Annotated in this window: 14 protein-coding genes; 4 read left to right on the forward strand and 10 right to left on the reverse strand. The window is 62.3% G+C overall.

Annotation, left to right across the window (positions count from 1 at the left end; all coding sequences use genetic code 11):
- Window positions 1-24: 24 nt before the first annotated feature.
- The 3 genes from HUK73_RS21320 to HUK73_RS21330 all read right to left on the reverse strand — a co-directional run bounded on the left by HUK73_RS21320 (window position 25) and on the right by HUK73_RS21330 (window position 1,968).
- On the reverse strand, window positions 25-345 hold the full coding sequence (locus HUK73_RS21320; protein WP_176593832.1) for an STN domain-containing protein: 321 nt from the start codon (window positions 343-345) through the stop codon (window positions 25-27).
- An 89-nt stretch (window positions 346-434) separates the two neighbouring features.
- On the reverse strand, window positions 435-1,442 hold the full coding sequence (locus HUK73_RS21325; RefSeq protein WP_176593833.1) for a FecR domain-containing protein: 1,008 nt from the start codon (window positions 1,440-1,442) through the stop codon (window positions 435-437).
- A complete protein-coding gene (locus HUK73_RS21330) occupies window positions 1,411-1,968 on the reverse strand; it encodes an RNA polymerase sigma factor (RefSeq protein WP_255326601.1) in 558 nt (185 codons plus the stop codon). Before HUK73_RS21330 ends, HUK73_RS21325 begins: the two co-directional genes overlap by 32 nt.
- A 293-nt stretch (window positions 1,969-2,261) precedes the next feature.
- Between HUK73_RS21330 and HUK73_RS21335 the strand changes: the two genes are divergently transcribed.
- The 3 genes from HUK73_RS21335 (at window position 2,262) to HUK73_RS21345 (ending at window position 7,623) form a co-directional block, all read left to right on the forward strand.
- Window positions 2,262-5,660, forward strand: coding sequence for a TonB-dependent receptor domain-containing protein (locus tag HUK73_RS21335; protein WP_176593835.1), 3,399 nt, complete (start codon window positions 2,262-2,264; stop codon window positions 5,658-5,660).
- A gap of 149 nt (window positions 5,661-5,809) precedes the next feature.
- Entirely contained in the window at window positions 5,810-7,255 is a 1,446-nt protein-coding gene (locus HUK73_RS21340; protein ID WP_176593836.1) for an alkaline phosphatase family protein, read from the forward strand.
- 2 nt (window positions 7,256-7,257) lie between these two features.
- On the forward strand, window positions 7,258-7,623 hold the full coding sequence (locus HUK73_RS21345; RefSeq protein ID WP_176593837.1) for a c-type cytochrome: 366 nt from the start codon (window positions 7,258-7,260) through the stop codon (window positions 7,621-7,623).
- A 21-nt stretch (window positions 7,624-7,644) separates the two neighbouring features.
- Here the strand turns inward: HUK73_RS21345 and HUK73_RS21350 are convergent, their stop codons facing one another.
- Entirely contained in the window at window positions 7,645-8,526 is an 882-nt protein-coding gene (locus tag HUK73_RS21350) for a LysR family transcriptional regulator (RefSeq protein ID WP_176593838.1), read from the reverse strand.
- Between the two features lie 140 nt (window positions 8,527-8,666).
- Between HUK73_RS21350 and bla the strand changes: the two genes are divergently transcribed.
- Entirely contained in the window at window positions 8,667-9,548 is an 882-nt protein-coding gene (bla, locus tag HUK73_RS21355; protein WP_255326473.1) for a subclass B3 metallo-beta-lactamase, read from the forward strand.
- Window positions 9,549-9,591: 43 nt separating this feature from the next.
- Here the strand turns inward: bla and HUK73_RS21360 are convergent, their stop codons facing one another.
- From HUK73_RS21360 to phhA, 6 genes are all read right to left on the reverse strand, one after another.
- Window positions 9,592-12,390, reverse strand: coding sequence for a DUF3857 domain-containing protein (locus tag HUK73_RS21360; protein ID WP_255326474.1), 2,799 nt, complete (start codon window positions 12,388-12,390; stop codon window positions 9,592-9,594).
- A gap of 392 nt (window positions 12,391-12,782) precedes the next feature.
- Entirely contained in the window at window positions 12,783-13,058 is a 276-nt protein-coding gene (locus HUK73_RS21365) for an HU family DNA-binding protein (protein ID WP_176593840.1), read from the reverse strand.
- Between the two features lie 478 nt (window positions 13,059-13,536).
- On the reverse strand, window positions 13,537-14,469 hold the full coding sequence (locus HUK73_RS27305; RefSeq protein WP_176593841.1) for an SAF domain-containing protein: 933 nt from the start codon (window positions 14,467-14,469) through the stop codon (window positions 13,537-13,539).
- Between the two features lie 264 nt (window positions 14,470-14,733).
- Window positions 14,734-15,771 carry a 4-hydroxyphenylpyruvate dioxygenase gene (gene hppD / locus HUK73_RS21375; protein ID WP_176593842.1) on the reverse strand — a complete coding sequence of 346 codons (1,038 nt, stop codon included), beginning with the start codon at window positions 15,769-15,771 and terminating at the stop codon, window positions 14,734-14,736.
- Window positions 15,772-15,788: 17 nt separating this feature from the next.
- Window positions 15,789-16,973, reverse strand: a complete 1,185-nt coding sequence (locus HUK73_RS21380) for an amino acid aminotransferase (RefSeq protein ID WP_176593843.1) — start codon at window positions 16,971-16,973, stop codon at window positions 15,789-15,791.
- Window positions 16,967-17,830, reverse strand: a complete 864-nt coding sequence (phhA, locus tag HUK73_RS21385; protein WP_176593844.1) for a phenylalanine 4-monooxygenase — start codon at window positions 17,828-17,830, stop codon at window positions 16,967-16,969. The genes HUK73_RS21380 and phhA overlap by 7 nt, the downstream gene beginning before the upstream one ends.
- Between the last annotated feature and the right edge of the window lie 33 nt (window positions 17,831-17,863).

The raw sequence follows: 17,863 nt of genomic DNA on the forward strand, positions 1-17,863 counted from the left end.
GCAAAGATCGGGGTGAGAGACGCCCTATTCGTTCGGAGTCCCTCCTGAACGCAGCGTGATGATCTGCCCGTCGTCGGACGCGATGTGCAGCGGGATGTCGGCAAGCAACTTCCTCAGCGCGGCGTGCACGTCCATCTCTCCCTTGATCTCCGGCGTCCGGGCATTTTTCAGGTCGCGGGCGGGCGCGATGATCTGCACCTGTCCTTGGCGAGCGAATTCAGGGATGGCGCTGACAGCCGCTTGTGGCGGGATGTTGAATGTCCTGATCTGAGCCTGTCCTGCAGTCGCCGTCACGGCAAAGGCAAGGACGACAGCCGTGCCGCCCATTCCGCATCGAGAAAACATATTTATTATCACCCCTTTGGCCCGGCAATGACCGGCCAAAGGTTAAGAGACATGCGGGGGCATTTTCCCCCCGCCTGTCCTTCACAATTTTACGGGCGTGCCAGGCGTCGCAAAATCAAGGCGTCGCCGTCCCGGTCGATGCGGGCGTCAACGATGCTGGCAACCGCCCGGCTGAAACCGACCGGATCGTTTGCCGCGAACAGCCCGGTAATAGGTTCGGCCGCGAGGACCGGATCGGCAACGACGATCCGGGTTTCGCTGTAGCGCGCGAACTGGGCGGCGGCATCGTCCAGCCTCTCCCCCTCGAACGCCAGCTTGCCGTCGCGCCATGCAAGCTGCTGGGCGATCGTTCTGGGGGGAATGATCTGCGGCGCGAGCGTCATCGCTCCAGCCGTCTCAACCGGCAAGGTCAGGCGCGTATTGGCCGGGAGCATGACGGGCGCCGAAAGGGCAGGCGGCGGTGTGAACTCCACCCGGCCCTGGTTGACCAATATGTCGACCGGCTTGTCCTTCAGGCTGCTGACGCTGAAGGACGCAAGGGATGTATGGATGCGATGCTGGCCCACCTGGACGATGAACGGGCGAGGATCGTTCCGGATGACCGTGAAATAGGCTTCGCCGTAGAGAAGCAGGATCCGGCGTTCCTCCGCGTCATATTGCACCTTCAGGCTGGTTTCGGTGTTGAGTTCCACGCTGGAGCCGTCGCCCAACGGCACCCGCCGGATTTCGCCGCGCCGGGTCGTGATCGCGCCCCACGCAGGCAGGCTGATGCCAAGGCCGACCAATGAGGCAGCCGCTGCCGCGCCGCCCCCCGCCCAGACCATCGCCCGTCGCCGCGTGACCATGGGCGGCGCGGGATGCGGTTCCGGCGCTTCCTCGAAATCGCGTGCGTTGAAATGCGGGCCAAGCGCGCGGGCGGAATCGCTCCTGAGCCACAGGGCATCGGCGCGCAGAAAGGCGCCGCGATGACGTGCGTCCTCCTTGAGCCAGGCCTGAAAAACCCGTTCTTCATCGCCCGAAAGAGACCCGCGATCGATCCGCGCGACCCAGTCCGCGGCCGCGTTGTCAATGTCCTGACTGGTTTCCCGTGCGGTCATCTAATGCGATACTCACCAAATCCATTTCACTAGAGAGTTTTGCGGATGGTTTTCCACCATAATCAAATCGCTCGATGAGAAAACGGATGCCGCGGGATATATGTTTTTCCACTGTACTCTCTGAAAGCGCCATCTTCTCGGCGATTTCGCGTTGCGAAAGGGAATGGACCCGTCTCAGGATGAAGGCTTCCCTCGTCCTGATGGGCATGGCTGCTATGGCATGGGCAAGACGCCGCAATTCGTCGCGGTCGAACGCGACCTGTTCGGGGGTCGGCGCATCGTCGGCATGATTGAGTTGCGCCAGATCGTCCACGGCATGAAGTGACACCACCCGTGAGCGGCGGACGTGCCGGACGATCACGGATCGCGCGACCTGGAACAGATAGGCGCGCGGGGAACGGATGGATTCCACAGTGTCCAGATCGGCGATCACGGCATAGGCTTCCTGAATGATGTCGTCGGGATCGAGTCCATCCGGACTTCGCCTGTTCAACCAGGTCCGCAGCGCAGGTTCATGGGGGAGCATGTTGCGCAAGAACCAGTGCGTCCGTTCCCGATCACTCGCGCTCATCCGCCATCCATCACAGCCAGGCAGCGGCTCGTACTGGCTTGAAAAGCGGCCAAGTGGAGAAGGTGCCTACAATTGAATCGTGCAGCCGCTAAACGAGATATGTGACAGTTATGTTCAAGTCCGGACAATTTTGAGAACTTCCATGCCCCTTTAAAAAAATTGTCCGGATCGATGGAGGAAGCGAACAACCGGATGGCTCTCTGCTGCCGAATGCGGTCATCGCCGCGCGCAATTGGGGGTCGTATCAAATGTTCGTTCGCAATAGCTTCCTGTCCAGTACCGCTATCCTTCTGTCCGTCGCGGTGGCCGTGCCCGCCTATGCACAGGATCGTGTCTTCGACATCCCGGCCCAGCCGGCCGTCAAGGCGATACCCGAATTTGCCCGCCAGGCCGGTATCCAGATCGTGGCCTCGGCGCGCGATCTGGCCGATGTCCGCACGCCCGCGATCCAGGGCATCATGGACCCGCGCAAGGCGTTGCGCCTTCTCATCGCCGGGACGCCGCTTCGGATCGCCAGCGATGATGGGCATGTCATCGCGCTTCGTTCGGGACGGGCCTCCAATGCCCGTGTGGCGGGCAAGGGCGCCGTCACCGGCCGTATCCTGAACCCCGCGACCGGCGAATATCTGCGCAATGCCCGTGTGACGATCGTCGCGGCCGGAGGCAAGCATTCGGTCACAACTTCGGGGGAAGGCGGCGAATATGATGCGCATGACATCCCGGCGGGCACTGCGACCATCACGGTCAGTTTCAACGGCTATGTCAGCCAGACCGCCACAGTCTCCATCCCGGCCAGCGGCACGGCCAGGCTCGATTTCAGCCTCCAGCAGTCCGACCGTCAGGGCGAAGCGGCGAAGCACAGCGACATCATCGTCAACGGCGCGCGCGAAAGCGGCGCCCGCGAACTCATGGCGCAGCGCAATGAGCTGCAGATCGCTGATGTGCTGTCGACAGAGGCCTATGGCGACATTGCGGGCGGCAATCCGGCGGAATTCCTGAAATATATGCCCGGCGTCGATGTCGATGGCTCCAATGGCACGGCGCTCTATGCCTTCCTTCGCGGTCTGCCTGCGGAATTCACGCGTACGCAGCTCAACGGCATGGACATTGTTTCGGCCAATGCCAATGCGCCGACCGGCTATGCCAGTTCCGCCGCCGCTGCGCGCATCTTCAGCTTCGAATCCATTTCCATGTCGGCGATCGATTCCGTCACGACCTACAAGACCGTCAGCGCGGATCAGAATGCCGACGCTCCTGCCGGCATCATCGACCTGCGCACCAAGCACGCCTATGACCGCAAGAAGCCCCTGTTCGTGGTCTCCGTCGAAGGCTTCACGCATGAAAACATGCTGGACAGCCACAAGAATACGGGGCCTGACCAGCCCAATGGCTGGGGCAACAAGCGCTTCCTGCCCAATGGATCGCTATTCTACTCCAACAGCTTCTTCAATCATCGCCTCGGCGTCACCTTCTCGCTGGCCTATAACGACCAGTATATCGAGCGTGAGCAGATCACGATGAACCGGCAATATACCCAGTCCGCCAAAGCGCCCTATCCGATGGAATTTTACGGGATGGAGGCCGTGATGAGCGCGCGTGAGACCACGCGGCGCACCGGCTCGCTGGTGCTGGATTACAAGGCCAATGACAATCTGAGCTTCTCGCTGATCGGCCTCGCCTATCGCGGTGACGTCTATCAGCATCAGTCGACGGTCACGGTGAATGCTGACACCAGCAAGGGGGCGGTCGGCCTCCTGAACCTGAACGGTCAGGCGGCCACGGCGCAGGACGCCCTGTCCGGTTTCCGGACCCAGCAGGCTGCCACGGCGCAGACCATCAGTTCCGCCGCCGCGACCCAGTATAAGGTCAATAACGGCAACATCATCGCCCCCAGTTTCGAATGGAACAAGGGAGACTGGCACGTGGACGGCTATTTCGCCTATTCGGACACCCATTCCTATTATAATTCGCCGCATGAGGGGCAGGTTTCCGCCGGTCCCACCATCACCTCCACCGGCAATTTCCAGGCCGTGAAGGGCAGCCCCAGCCTGACCACCACCGATTGGGACATCACCCAGATCAGCGGGCCGGACTGGAGCAATCCCGCTTCCTACAGCATTTCCGGCAAGCCCTCGATCACGCTCACCAGCGGCGCCTATGGCAAGATCACGGCAAAGTCGGGCGGGCTGAACGCGGCCTATGACGGTCATATCGGCGCGGTGCCGATCACGTTCAAAACCGGTTTCAAGATCACCGACACCATGTACGACTTCGGCAACAGCGCCACGTCGAGCTACACCTATAACGGCCCGCTGACCAATGCGCAGTTTCTGGCGCAAGTCGTCAATCCCAATATAACGGGTGTCTGGAACAAGTCGGACTTCTCCGTCACGTCGCTTTCCGGGTCCGGTTACATCCCGCAAGTGGACCTTGCCAAGCTCTGGACAATGTACAGCCAGAATCCGGAACAATGGACAAGCGCTACGACGGCGGCGAACTATGCCACCGCCAACTATACCGGGGCCACCCGGTTCGAGGAGAATATCAAGGCCGTTTACGGAATGGTGACCGCCGAGGTGACGCCCAAACTGCAATTGCGGGCCGGTCTGCGCGGCGAATGGACGAACAATAGGGCGTCCGTCTACAAATCGCTGCCGCTCGATCAGGTGAAGGCCTATACGCCGGCCGGCGCCACAGCGAAATGCGCCATCACAGCCGCCACCGGCATCGCCACCACCGTTCCCTGCGTGGATTACCAGTTCAGCAACGGCATACAGCATGTGAAGGGCAACTACTTCACCCTCTTCCCCAGTGCCTCGCTGAAATACACCTTCGGTGAGAGCACGGATTTTCAGGCGGGGTACAGCCGCACCATTCTGCGTCCGGGCGTCGATGCGGCAGGCAGCTCGCCCAGCTTCAGCCTGACCGGCAGTTCGACCAGCGGTCCCATCGTCACGGTTCCCAACCCCGGTCTGTCGCCTGCGATCTCGGACAATTTCTCGGCCCGCCTCTCCCATTATTTCAAGGGCGTGGGCCTGTTCAACATCGGCTTCTACTACAACCGGATCAAGGGGCTGGCCGTCCAGCAGGAATATTCGGCCGATGAAGCCGCCGGCATCCCGGCTCTGGCACCCTATGTCGCTGACCCGGCCTATGCGGGCTATGCCTTCTCCACCTATAATCAGGAGGATCTGACGACGATCAAGGGCATCGAGGCCGCGTTCCAGCACAGCTTCAGCTGGCTGCCCGCACCCTTTGACGGCCTGTCGCTGCGCGGCGCGTTCACGCATAACGATCCGAACCATCCGATCGCCCGCGTCGGCAACAATATCGGTTCCGCAGCGGTGATGTATGAGAAGGGGCCGGTCAAGCTCTACGTCAACATTCTCTGGAACGACGACAAATATCGGTCCAATACACCCACCTGGTTCCAGGCACGCACGGACATGACCATTTCCGGCCGCATCAAGCTGATGAAGCATCTGGAAACCTATTTCACGATCAACAACGTGCTGAATCAGCCCTATAATGTGATGGTGCCCGGCAATGCCTTCCCGTCAACCGCCGCAGCGAACTTCCCCAATTACAGCGCGATCTACGTGAAGAACGGCCGCACCGGCACGATCGGTCTTCGCGCCCGCTTCTAGAGCATTTTCTAGTCAGACGGGATCATCTGACGACTCGGAAAATGCGGAAAACAAAAGACAATCTGAGCATGATCCGATCCAATCTGATCGGATCATGCTCTGGTTTCTCCTTACCCCGCCACCCCATTAGCATTAGAGGATTACAGGATATGGCGAACCCGCCTCCGTTCACGCGCCGCCGCCTGATTACTGGCGCCGCACAGCTTGCCTCGATGGCGGCGGCCTCGACGCTGATGCCGCCCAATGTGCAACGGCTGATGGCGCAGACGCCCAGCCGCAAGGGTTCGCTCGGCGACATCAGGCATGTCGTGATGCTGATGCAGGAGAACCGGTCGTTCGACCATTATTTCGGTACGCTGTCAGGTGTGCGCGGCTTTGGCGATCCCAAGGCGCTGAAGCTGTCCACCGGCAAGACTGTCTTCCATCAGCCGGATGCCGAAAATCCGGACGGGCATATGCTGCCGTTCCATCTCGACAGCTTTTCCACCAATGCGCAGAAGCTGCCCTCGACCAGCCATGCCTGGTCGGTGCAGCACCGCGCATGGAATGGCGGCCGGATGGACCAGTGGCTGCCCGCCCATCGCGCGGTCGACGGCGTCAACGGCCCCTACACCATGGGCTATTTCACGCGTGAGGACATTCCGTTCCACTATGCGCTGGCCGAAGCCTTCACCATCTGCGACCATTATCACAGCTCGGTCATGGGGCCGACCTGGCCCAACCGGCTTTACTGGATGACCGGGATGATCGATCCCGATGCGACCGGGGGTGGCCCGGTGATCAGCAACAAGGCGCCGCCTGAAGGCTTCCGCTGGACGACCTATGCCGAACGGCTGGAAGCGGCGGGCATAAACTGGGGCGTCTATCAATATGGCGAGAAGGGGAAGCGCCCCCACAATATGTTCCGGACCTTCGCGCAGTTCCGCGATGCACCTGCCGGATCGCCGCTGGCGGTCAAGGGGATGCCGGATTCAGATGAGGAAAAGTTCGCGCATGACGTGCTGAACGATCGTTTGCCGACCGTTTCATGGATGTTCCCCAGCGCCGAGGCGAATGAGCATCCGGATCATTTCCCGGCGGCGGGCGCCGACTTCATCGGCCGCAGGCTCAACGAACTGGCCGCCAATCCCGACGTGTGGGCGAAGACCGTCTTCATCCTCAATTATGACGAGAATGACGGGCTGTTCGACCATGTGCCGCCGCCGGTGCCGCCCGCTGGTACGCCCGCAGAGTTCGTCGGGGAACTGCCGATCGGCGGCGGTTTCCGCGTGCCGTGCATCATCGTCTCGCCCTGGACCATGGGCGGGTGGGTGTGCAGCCAGCCCTTCGACCACACCTCCATCCTTCAGTTCCTTGAAAAGCTGACCGGCGTACGCGAGCCCAATATCAGCGACTGGCGCCGCAAGACCTTCGGCGACCTGACATCGGCATTCCGCTTCGACCAACCGATGCGGCGGCCGCCGGTGCTGCCGGGGACGGGCGAGTTGCTGGAGCTGGCGAAGCGCAATGCGGAAACCATGCCCAATCCGCCCATTCCCGGATCGGATCAACGCATGCCGGCGCAGGAACCCGGCACCCGCAAGCGCGTGAAATAGGGATGATGCGGGCCATATCCGCCATGGCCCTGTGCGCCGCGCCGCTTCTGCTTGCCGCCGCCGTGGAAGGAAATGCGCAGAAAGCCGTGGCGGATGCGCAGGCGCAGGTGGAGCGGGGCAGGATGATCTATGCGTCCCGTTGCGCCGCCTGCCACGGTGGGGACATGACGGGCATCGACGACGCGCCGATGCTCGTGGGTGCCCGCTTCGACAAGACATGGCGGGGCAGGCCGGGGGAGCTGTTCTCCAAGATCAAGCTGTCCATGCCGCAGGATGATCCGGGATCGCTCTCACCAGAGCAGGCGGCAGATGTGGTCAGTGCGATCCTCGACGCCAACCATTTGAGGGACAGAACGGCATCGCGATAGCGCGCGCGTTCTGCATCTGATTTAAAGCGGTACGTCCCGGACCGTGGCGAGCAGCCATTCGCGAAACTGGCGGAAGGCGGGGCTTTCCGCTCGCGAATGCAGGCGCGTCAGCCAATAGGCGCCCACGGTCACCTCAATGGGGAAGGGGCGCACGATCCTTTCCTGCCGCAACTCCTGCTCGAACATATTGGCAGGGGCCAGGGCGACACCATGGCCGTCGATTGCCGCCCTGACCATCAAAACGGAATTGTCGAACATCGGCCCGCGCAGCGGCGGGCATTTGCCGCCTGCGGTTTCAAACCAGAGCGGCCATTCGCTGGCGCGATAGGAACGAAGCAATGTTTCTTCGCTCAGTCTTGCCCAGTCCCCGCTTATGCGCCTGGCCGTGCGTGGATCGCACAGGGGGGTAAGCGGCGCGGCCATGATCCGCTGCGCCTCCGTTCCATGCCAGGAGCCGTCGCCAAAACGGATGGCGCCGTCGAGCCCTTCACCGGCCAGGTCGACCCGATTGTTGTTCAGCAATATGCGCAGGTCCACATGCGGATGCGCGGCCGTAAATTGCGGCAGCCGGTCCATCAGCCATCCGCCCGCAAAAGTGCCGACGACGCCGATTGTCAGGACTTCCTGCATTTGGCCGCCACTGAAGCGATCGAGCATGGCGCCCATGCGATCGAAGCTCTCCGCGAGGGTCGGCACCAATGCCTGCCCCTCATCGGTCAGGGCCAGCCCACGGGGAAGGCGGCGGAACAGCGATATGCCCAGCCTTTTTTCCAGCAGTGCCACCTGATGGCTTACCGCACCCTGGCTGACGCAAAGTTCGAGGGCCGCGTGCGTGAAGTTGAGATGGCGGGCCGCCGCCTCGAAGGCGCGCAGGGCATTCAAGGGCAGTTGGGCACGATCCATGGTATCATCATGAATTTCATTCATGGCTTTGTCGAGGAATGATGCTTTGTCGTCGTCGGGATTTTGCCTGCATCCTGAGCATGGTTTTGAGTTCATAGGGGATATGGCCGATCATGTTGGGAAGAGCCTTGATACTGACCATGAGTCTGTTTGCGGCCGGCAATGCCATGGGGCGTGCGGCAACCGGAGATCCGCTGCTCAGGCCGATCGCGCCGGATCATGCGAAACAGTGGCTGGCGCCGCAGCAGCCGATGCGTATCTTCGGCAATGTCTATCTGGTCGGTTTCGGTGGCCTCAACGTCGGGCTTGTCAGGACGAGTGCCGGCCTCATTCTGATTGACGGCGCGGTTCCGCAGGCGGTTCCCGCGGTGGAGGCCAATATTCGCCGGCTTGGCTTCAGGCTGGAAGACGTTAAACTCATTCTCAGCACTGAACCCCATTGGGATCATGCCGGGGGGTTGGCCGCTCTGGCGCGCGACACGCGGGCGACCGTGCTGGCAAGCGCAGCCGCCGCCGGAGTGCTGCGCACCGGTCATTCCGGGCCTGACGATCCGCAGGCCCCCGCGCTGGAGACTTTTCCGCCCGTCTCGTCCCTGCGTGTCGTGCGCGATGGAGAAACCGTGCGGCTGGGTAACACGGTGGTGACGGCCATCGCCACGCCCGGACATACGCAGGGCTCAATGAGTTGGCGCTGGACCAGTTGCGAGGGCAGGCGGTGCCTGCCCGTAGTCTTCGCCTCCAGTTTCAATCCGATCGCCGCCCAAGGGCAAAGGCTGACCGAGCCGGCGCATCGTTGGACCCTCGACGCCTTTCCGCGATCCTTTGCGAGGATGCGGCGCCTGCCCTGTGGGATTTTACTTTCCGCTCATCCGGAGCAGTCGGACGGCGACCGGAAACTCACCCTGCTGCGGAAAAAGCGGGAACCCAACCCGTTCATCGATCCCGGCGCCTGCAGGGCCTATGCGAACAGGTTCGCACGCCTGTTTACCGAACGGGTGGAGAAAGAAAGGGGCGCAAAATAGCCGCTCGCTACTCCGTACCGTCCGACGCACCTTTCCGGCATCCTCATGGCCTTATATTGAACTTCCCATATTGCACATCGATGCGCGGTTCGAGCTGCCGGGCAATGGTCAGGTCGACGCCGCCTTCCTTTTCCCGTCCCATCCGGTTGAGAATGATGCCCCGCAGATAACGGCTTTCCGCCGTGCCGGGAGCGGCATTCAACACGGCGTTCAGATCCTGCAGCGCCTCTTCATAGCGCGCGAGACGGAACCAGACGAGCGCGCGACTGTCCAGCGCCTGATAGGCCGAAGTGCTGAGTTCAATGGCGCTCGTGCAATCCTTGAGCGCCGTATCGATCATGACCGAACGGGTGGCCTTCACCCAGCATCGGGCGTTCAGCAGGGACGGGCTGCCGGGCTTGTCCGAAATAAGTCCGTCCAGAAGCTTGAGCGCCTCCTGCGGGTCGCCAAATTCACCGATCAGGTCGGCCTTCATCTGGCGGTAGCCGTCCCGCGCATCGCCGCCGAGCGCTATGCGCTGGTCGAGCAACTCCTTGGCCCGATCCAGTTTCCCGGATTCGGCAAGCAGGGTAGAAAGGGTGCTGTTCGCCTGGTCCGATGAAGGATCGAGCGACCGTGCCTTTTCTGCATCCGCCAATGCGTCCTGCAAGCGTCCCAGGTCCCTCAACACATTGGCGCGCTTGAGGTAGGTGTCCACATCGGGGGCGACGGCAATGGCCTTTGTCAGGTCATCGAGCGCCCCCGCCTTGTTTCCGATACCGTTCCGCAGGCTGGCCCGTGCCAGATAGCCGCTGACGTCATCGGCATCGGCTCGTGCAATGGCCTGGCCAAAGGTCGTTTCGATAGCGGTGATCTGGGTCGCGCCGGCGGGATCGCGTCCGTTCAGCTCCCAGCGCCGCCGCGTGTCCGAAGGCGCGACAATCCGCGGAAGTCGCGCATTCGCACTGGCAAGCCGATCACGTTCGGCGGGTATGTCAGCCACCGCGATTTCCGCGCCCGTCGTGTCGAGCCGTTCGTCAACGGTCACAATGCCCTTGTCGATGCTCATGCTGCGCGTCAGTTCGCGGCCCGCCATCTGCTCGACGGCATTTTGCGCGCCCTCGACGGTGAAGCCCCTGCCGCCATCGGGCAGGCGAAGCTGCAACCGGTAACGGATCGATTCCGGGTCCGGCGTTGCCACGGCGATGGTCGACCAGGATGATTTGGCGCGGTCCGGATTGAAATCGACATCGGCAAGGGACCGGATGACCGACCGCTTCATCTGCTTGTCCTGCCAGGACCAAAGGGTGGTCGTCGCCCCCCTAGCCGTGAGCGTGGTCGTTCCCGCCGTCGCATCGGTTGCCATGGTGACGTCGGAATATTGCCCGACCCCGATCATCCGGCTGAAGAACTGGGCGATGAACTGGTCACGCTGCTTGCGGTCGAGCTGGGTCGTGATCAGGTTCAGACCCGCGGCAGGCTGGCCGCGCAGGACGGCCTTCGCACTGAAGGCGCTGGGCAGGTCGACGCTCGCGCTCTCATCCACATCCATGGAGAGGTCGAGGGACGGTCGGGCGACCTTGCGCTGGACCAGCGGCATCAAATCGGCGCCAGCCGATCGCAACGGCAGGGCATAGCGGAAGGGCGGGGTATCGCGGATATCCTCTATCCGGGCCCCCATATCGGTGCCGTCCAGCCAAAGGCTTTCGCCGTCGATCACCGCGCGGACGATGACATGATCGAACGCCGCCGCGCTGGGCAGGCGGTCATGGACCAGATCGCCCATCTGGCTGTTCACCAGCACCGCTTCCGCCTCGATCCCGGCACCGCGCAGCAACGCCAGCAGCAGCAGCGTCTTGGCCTTGCAGTCGCCATAGCGCAGGGTCCAGCTGTCCTCCGGCTTCTGGGGCACATAATTGCCGCCATTCATGCCGACGGCGAGGTAGCGGATATTGTCCTGCACGATCTGAAGTGCGCGCTGCGCCCGTTCCAGCAGGGAGGATGCGGCCTTCACCTCCGCCAGTTGCTGGCTGAGGGGGCTGCCCTCCCTGATCAGACCATCGGTGGCATAAAGCGGGGCCATGGTTCTGGAGACAGCCTGCCAATCCGCGAAGGTCGACAGTTCCAGAAAGGGGGCATGACGGAAACGGCCTGGGGCATCGTCCGGCATGTCGGGCTGCTTGGCGATGGGGAGCGGGACGAGAAGTTCGGTTTGTCCATCGCTGCGCGTGGGTTTGATGGTGACGTCGCTGGCCAAGACCTTCCAGCGCGCATTGGTTTTCGCATCCCACTGAACCTTGAGCCTGCCAAATCCGACACGCATCGGCGCTGGTATCAGAGGGCTTGTGCTCTGGACATTGCCTGCCAGCGCAGGGTCCGCCATGGTCACGGAATAGCGCAGCCGCAATATATCGCCCACCTGCAGTCCTTCGACCGGCATGGTGGCCGACAGAAGGCCGCTCAACTGACGCTGCTCCAGCCCCTGTTCGCGGCGCAAAACGGTGAAGCTCTTGCCGCCCGCCAGGAGATCGATCTCCTGCCCTGCGCGGAGAATGGCAAGATCGTGGATGATGAGATCACCCTTGTCGGGCATCCACGGCAGGGTAATCGTCGCGAACTGGCCCAGCATCTCCGCCGATGCGATCCGCGTCGCGGTATCGGAGTAGATCCAGAGCCGTTGCGCCTCGATGCGCTGCTGATTGTCGAAAATCAAAAGCGCGGGCGCATCGGCATCCTGTTTCGTCAAATCCAGTGCCGCCTTGTTCACCCAGGCAGGCGCGGCCTGATGCAACGGCACCTCGCCGGCATGGGCCGCGACGACAGGCACAAACAACGCGGCCATCGCCAGCAGCGGCTTCGACATAATAATGGAACTCCCCCGATTGGACGCATGATGTGCCCGGAGAAATCAAATAGTTGCAACAATTGGGCGACGCAAGGGGAGCGGGCGGGCCAGAGCGGTCCTTTGACCGGCCGCCGGATTGGCGAGCCGATGATCGCGAAAAAAAAGGCCGATCTTTCGACCGGCCTACTGAGTTTAGGAGAGGATGCCTGAAAGGCACCCCCCAAATGGTCCGTCCCGCCCGATATGGCAAATGCGAAGGGCGACGCCGTGATTGCGTCTGCTGCAATCCTGCCCGCGCGGGGATAACAAAATGGCGCGCACCCGCGAAGGCAGGTGCGCGCCATGTGCAACGGAAAGCATCATCGCGCCGGATCGAAGCGTGAAGCCCCGACCATCGGCGCGCTTTGCCTTTAGCCGTTCAGCTGGTCCTTCACGGCCTTGGCCGGGGTGAAGGTCAGCTTCTTGGAAGCGGCGATCTGGATCACAGCGCCGGTCGAAGGATTGCGGCCTTCGCGGGCGGGCTGGTCCTTGACCTTGAACTTGCCAAATCCGTTCAGCGAAATTTCGTTGCCCTGCGTCGCAGCACCGGCAATCGCGGTGAAGACGCTGTCGACATATTTGCGTGCATCGGCCTTGGTCAGGCCGTGGTCGGCAGCCAGTGCTTCGGCGAGTTCAGCGTTATTCATAATCGTCTCCCTTTCGTGGACGGATGGTCTTAACCTGACTCATCGCACTCAACCAGTCCCTTTGAGGGCGTTCATCCCCGAAAAACAGCGATAAAATCGACTTATTTTCGCTTTTTCGGTCCAAATTCGGATGCCGGGGCCTTCGCATGGGGGGATTTGTCGCTCCATTCGCCCGGTCGAGTTGCACCGAAATGGTGGCGATTGTCGCGTCGCCGGGCATGTTATGGCCAGCTTCCCGCCTCTTTTTCGCCTTTCCGAAAGCTTGCCGAAACAACCGATCCGGGCGTGGTTCTCCGTGAAGGCGCTGCCCTTTTCGCCTATCCTCGCGCGCGGATCCGGGGTGGCAAGGGACGATGGACAGCTTTATCGGAACGGTGAAGGATTTGGCGCTGGCGTTGCTGCCCGGCCTGCTGCTTCTGACGGCAGCGGCGGCGCAGGATCGCGCGCCGGGCCCCGGGCACGGCGCAGTCCGCGCCGATCATCGACCCCGACCGGGTGGAACCGCAGATCGCGCCGGTCGCGCCGCGGGCGACCCAGCCCGCCCCCTCGGTCCAGCTCGCCCCGCCGCCACCCTCCGCCGCCGCCCCTTATACCGGCCGCCCAGCTGGCGGCGGATGTGCTGTAAGGCATCGCCCAGTCGGTCAGTGCGGCCTATGCGAAGAGCGACATTGCCTATTTTCCGTCTCCATCCCGGCGCAGATGCCGACCGACGGCGTGCTGACGATCCGGCTGGTCGAGGGGCGGGTGCGCGACTATCGGCAGGCGTGCCTCTCCCCCAGCATGCCCACCCGCCTGATCGCCGCTCATAGGTGGCGGCTGATGCGCGAAGCGCACGCTGGAACGCACCCTGTCGCTGTTGCGGGACGTTCCCGGCCAGCCCGTTGATGCGCAGGTCCAGCAACTGGCCCAGCCCGTCGATCTGCAGATCGGTCTGCTGCTCTACAAGAGCGGCATCAGCAATGTGGTGGAGGGGGTGCAGGCGCAGCTCTCCATCACCGTCAACGGCCTGCTGCGCGAAGGGGACAGCACCCGCCTGCCGGGCTATCTGCCCTATCCCCATCGGCACGCGAATGGCGAGCTTGCTTTCCATGCCCACCGCATCGCGGGGGATGAGCGCCCCGGCGGCCAAATCCTGCGTCGCGCCCTTGCCCAACACTTTAGCGGCGGTCGCGGCCTGAGGATGAAGCGCTGGATCGCCCGGCGCATTGCGGATCATGGCGGCGGCGATGGTTTCGCCGGTGCGGACCGGACGCTGCGCGAGCAGCACGGTCGGTATTGGCGCTTTCATGGGCGGGGCGGTCGCACCGACATTGCGCGCCATGGCGGCCCCGTTGCTGAGCTTGCGGACGCCGAGGACCAGAAAGACGCAAGCTGCCGCCAGTCCACAGCCGATGTTCAAACCCAGGCGCATTGTATTTCCCCCATGCGCACCTTGCGCGAACGCAAAGCGCCTTATTCGGGGAAATTCATGGTCTTGGGGCCATTGTCAGGGCATGAAAGAAGCAACCGTAACGGCGCAAAGCATGGCTGTGCCGGAAAGGCGGTTTTGCGTATCAACGTCCGGCTTTTCCCGGTCCTGGCCACGCAAAACACCATCCAGAGCGCGCGTAATTGGTCCGAAATGGTTTCAGTTAATCCATGATGAGGGGCCAAGGCCCCCCACGTCCTCGTTCATTCAGGCATCCACCGTAATCACGCCACGCCGGATCTGGTCCAGTTCGATGCTTTCGAACAGCGCCTGGAAATTGCCGTTGCCAAAGCCTTCATTGCCCTTGCGCTGGATGATCTCGAAAAAGATCGGCCCGAACATATTCTCGGTAAAGATCTGGAGCAAAATGCCCTCGTCACCTACATTGCCGTCGATCAGGATGCGGTTCTTCTTCAGCCTCTCCAGATCCTCGCCATGGCCGGGCACGCGCTTGTCGACCAGTTCATAATAGGTCTCGATCGTGTCCTGCAGCTTCACGTCCCGCGCCCGCAGCCTTTCCACCGTGTCATAGATATTGTCGGTGGTCAGCGCGAGATGCTGAATACCCTCGCCATGATATTGGCGGATGAATTCCTCGATCTGGCTCTTGTCATCCTGACTTTCGTTCAGGGGAATGCGGATCGCCTTGTCCGGGGCGATCATCGCCTGGCTGAACAGGCCGGTCGCCTGCCCCTTGATATCGAAATATTTCTGTTCCTCGAAGCCGAAGAGCGTACGGTAGAACTGGCTCCACACCCGCATCTGCCCGCGCCGGACATTGTGCGTCAAATGGTCGAGCAGGTCGAGGCCGACATTGTTCTTCGCCTCGGCCTCCCGCCAGCCGGGAAACTCCGCCCAGTCGGCGTAGAGATCTTCCCCATCCTTGATGAAATAAAGATAGGAACCGCCAATCCCCTGAATGACCGTGTCATCTTCGTCAGTCGGCTTGGCGCCATGCTCCAGCGCCCATGCCATCGCTGCCTGCGGATCGGCCACGCGAAAGGCCATGGCGCTCGCGGACGGACCATGCTCGCCCCGGAAAGCTGCAACCCGCCCCGCATCGTCGCGGTTCAGCATCAGGTTGATGCGCCCCTGCTTGTAGCGGGTGATATTCTTGGTCGGATGCCGGTGGCTCGCTACGAACCCCAATTGTTCGAACTGCCGTCCCATGGCTTCGGGATCTGGGGAGGTAAATTCGACGAACTCGAAACCGTTAAGGCCCAGCGGATTGATGTTGTCAGCCATGCAGGCGATCCTCTCGATTAGGCTAAATAGGGCGCGACGCCCGCGACAAAGATGGGAATATTTTCCGGCGTCAGGCCCGCAATATTGATGCGGCCATTGCCCGCCATGTAGATGCCATGGTCCCGGCGCAGCGCTTCCACCGCATCGGGACCCAGCGGCAACAGGGCGAACATGCCCCGCTGGTCGCCAATGGCGGCAAGGCGCGGATGGCTGGCCGCCAACGCCATGCGCAGCTCGTTGATCCGCGCCCGCATCGCGTCCAGCTCTGCCGCCCAATCGGCGCGCAAGGCCGCATTCTCGAGTACCAGCCGCACCACCGCTGCGCCATGATCGGGCGGCATCGACCAGAGCGAGCGCGCCAGCGTCAGCAGATTGCCACGCACCGGATCGGTGGAGATCGACTGCACCCACAGCGCGCCGACGCGCTCCCGGTACAGGCCGAAATTCTTGTCGCAGCTATAGGCGATCACCGCTTCCGGCAGCGCGCGCAACAGGCCCCGCATCGCCGCCGCATCCGCGTCCAGCCCATCGCCCAGCCCCTGATAGGCAAGGTCGATGAACGGCAGCAGACCCCGTCGCTCACACAGTCGTGCGATCTCTCGCCATTGCTCGCCGGAAAAGTCCGCGCCGGTCGGATTATGGCAGCAGCCATGCAGCAACAGCACGTCGCCCGCCTGCGCGTCGCCCAAATCCTCGATCATCGCATCGAAATCGATCGCTGCGCTCGCGACGTCGAAAAAGCGGTGCGTCTGGACCGGCAGCCCCGCATCCCGGAAGATCGGCGCATGATTGGGCCATGTCGGCGTGCCGATCCAGACGGTGGCCCCCGGACGGCTGCGCGCGATCAGCTCTGCGCCCAGCCTTAACGCTCCGGTCCCGCCGGGCGTCTGCACGCCGGTCAGCCGGTCTGTTCCGGCTCCGAACACGACCTCTGCCAGCAATGCGGCAAAGCACCCATCGCCTTCCGTGCCCAGATAGGATTTCGATTCCTGCTGCTCGACAAGCATCGCCTCGGCTACCTTGACCGCGCGCATCACCGGCGTCTGCCCCAGATCGTCGCGGAACATGCCGATGCCCAGGTCCATCTTCCCTGGCCGCGCATCCGCTCGATGCAGCCCGATCAGCGCCAGCAGGGCATCGGCCGGCTGCGCCGTCAGCCCGCCGAAAAAGGAGCGTTCCTCTACCAGATCATGCGTCAGCATGGCAGTTTCGCTCGCGCATAATCCTGCGTCCCGCGATGAAAGACCCGATCCTCCGGCAACACCGCATCGGGCGCGAGATCGCTTGTCCCTTCCAATTTCCGATAAATGGGGCCGAAATCCACGTCTGAAGTCTTGCGCAAAAGATCCTCGAAACTGTCGATGACGAAATAGCTCTGCTGATAGTCATCGATGCGATATTCCGTCCGCATCAACCGCTTGAGATCGAAACCGATCCGATTGGGTGAGGCATCGTCCAGCGCAAAAACGGACTCGCCATAGGAGGAGACTATGCCCGCCCCGTAAAGCTGCAACGCGCCCTCGCGCCGCATCAGTCCGAACTCCACCGTGTACCAGTAAAGCCGCGCCAGATGATCGATCGCCCCCATATGGTCGGCGCGCAATCCACCCTCGCCATAGGCCTGCATATAGTCCGCAAAGGCCGGATGGGTGAGCAGCGGTACATGGCCGAAGACATCGTGGAAGACGTCCGGTTCCTGCAGGTAATCGATCTGTTCGGGCTTGCGGATGAAGCGTCCGGCGACGAAGCGCCGATTGGCGAGATGTTCGAAAAACACCCGGTCGGGGACCAGTCCGGGCACCGCCACCACCTGCCAGCCGGTGCGTCGCATCAGCCGCTCCGACAATTCGGCGAAGTCAGGGATGCCGGGTCGGGTCATCCGCAATATGTCCAGTCCTTCGAGAAATTCCGGCACGACGCGCCCCGGCAGCATCGCTGCCTGCCGCTCGAAAAGCCGATCCCACATCGCATGTTCTTCCGCGGTATAGGCGGTCCAGTCCTGCGGAACTGTCCAGTCCGCAGCCGCGCCTTCGGGAAGTGCCAGTTGAGCCTTTGCCATGGTCAGCCTTATCGCACGCCCGGCCGGAAATAG

The organism is Sphingobium sp. EM0848 (assembly GCF_013375555.1).
GTDB lineage: Bacteria > Pseudomonadota > Alphaproteobacteria > Sphingomonadales > Sphingomonadaceae > Sphingobium.

Coding starts and splice junctions, on each gene's coding strand:
- HUK73_RS21340 (WP_176593836.1), top strand. CDS start 5,810: ATGGCGAACCCGCCTCCGTTCACGCGCCGCCGCCTGATTACTGGCGCC.
- phhA (WP_176593844.1), bottom strand. CDS start 17,830: ATGGCAAAGGCTCAACTGGCACTTCCCGAAGGCGCGGCTGCGGACTGG.
- HUK73_RS21380 (WP_176593843.1), bottom strand. CDS start 16,973: ATGCTGACGCATGATCTGGTAGAGGAACGCTCCTTTTTCGGCGGGCTG.
- hppD (WP_176593842.1), bottom strand. CDS start 15,771: ATGGCTGACAACATCAATCCGCTGGGCCTTAACGGTTTCGAGTTCGTC.
- HUK73_RS21320 (WP_176593832.1), bottom strand. CDS start 345: ATGTTTTCTCGATGCGGAATGGGCGGCACGGCTGTCGTCCTTGCCTTT.
- HUK73_RS21345 (WP_176593837.1), top strand. CDS start 7,258: ATGATGCGGGCCATATCCGCCATGGCCCTGTGCGCCGCGCCGCTTCTG.
- bla (WP_255326473.1), top strand. CDS start 8,667: ATGAGTCTGTTTGCGGCCGGCAATGCCATGGGGCGTGCGGCAACCGGA.
- HUK73_RS21360 (WP_255326474.1), bottom strand. CDS start 12,390: ATGTCGAAGCCGCTGCTGGCGATGGCCGCGTTGTTTGTGCCTGTCGTC.
- HUK73_RS21330 (WP_255326601.1), bottom strand. CDS start 1,968: ATGCTCCCCCATGAACCTGCGCTGCGGACCTGGTTGAACAGGCGAAGT.
- HUK73_RS21365 (WP_176593840.1), bottom strand. CDS start 13,058: ATGAATAACGCTGAACTCGCCGAAGCACTGGCTGCCGACCACGGCCTG.
- HUK73_RS21335 (WP_176593835.1), top strand. CDS start 2,262: ATGTTCGTTCGCAATAGCTTCCTGTCCAGTACCGCTATCCTTCTGTCC.
- HUK73_RS27305 (WP_176593841.1), bottom strand. CDS start 14,469: ATGCGCCTGGGTTTGAACATCGGCTGTGGACTGGCGGCAGCTTGCGTC.
- HUK73_RS21350 (WP_176593838.1), bottom strand. CDS start 8,526: ATGGATCGTGCCCAACTGCCCTTGAATGCCCTGCGCGCCTTCGAGGCG.
- HUK73_RS21325 (WP_176593833.1), bottom strand. CDS start 1,442: ATGACCGCACGGGAAACCAGTCAGGACATTGACAACGCGGCCGCGGAC.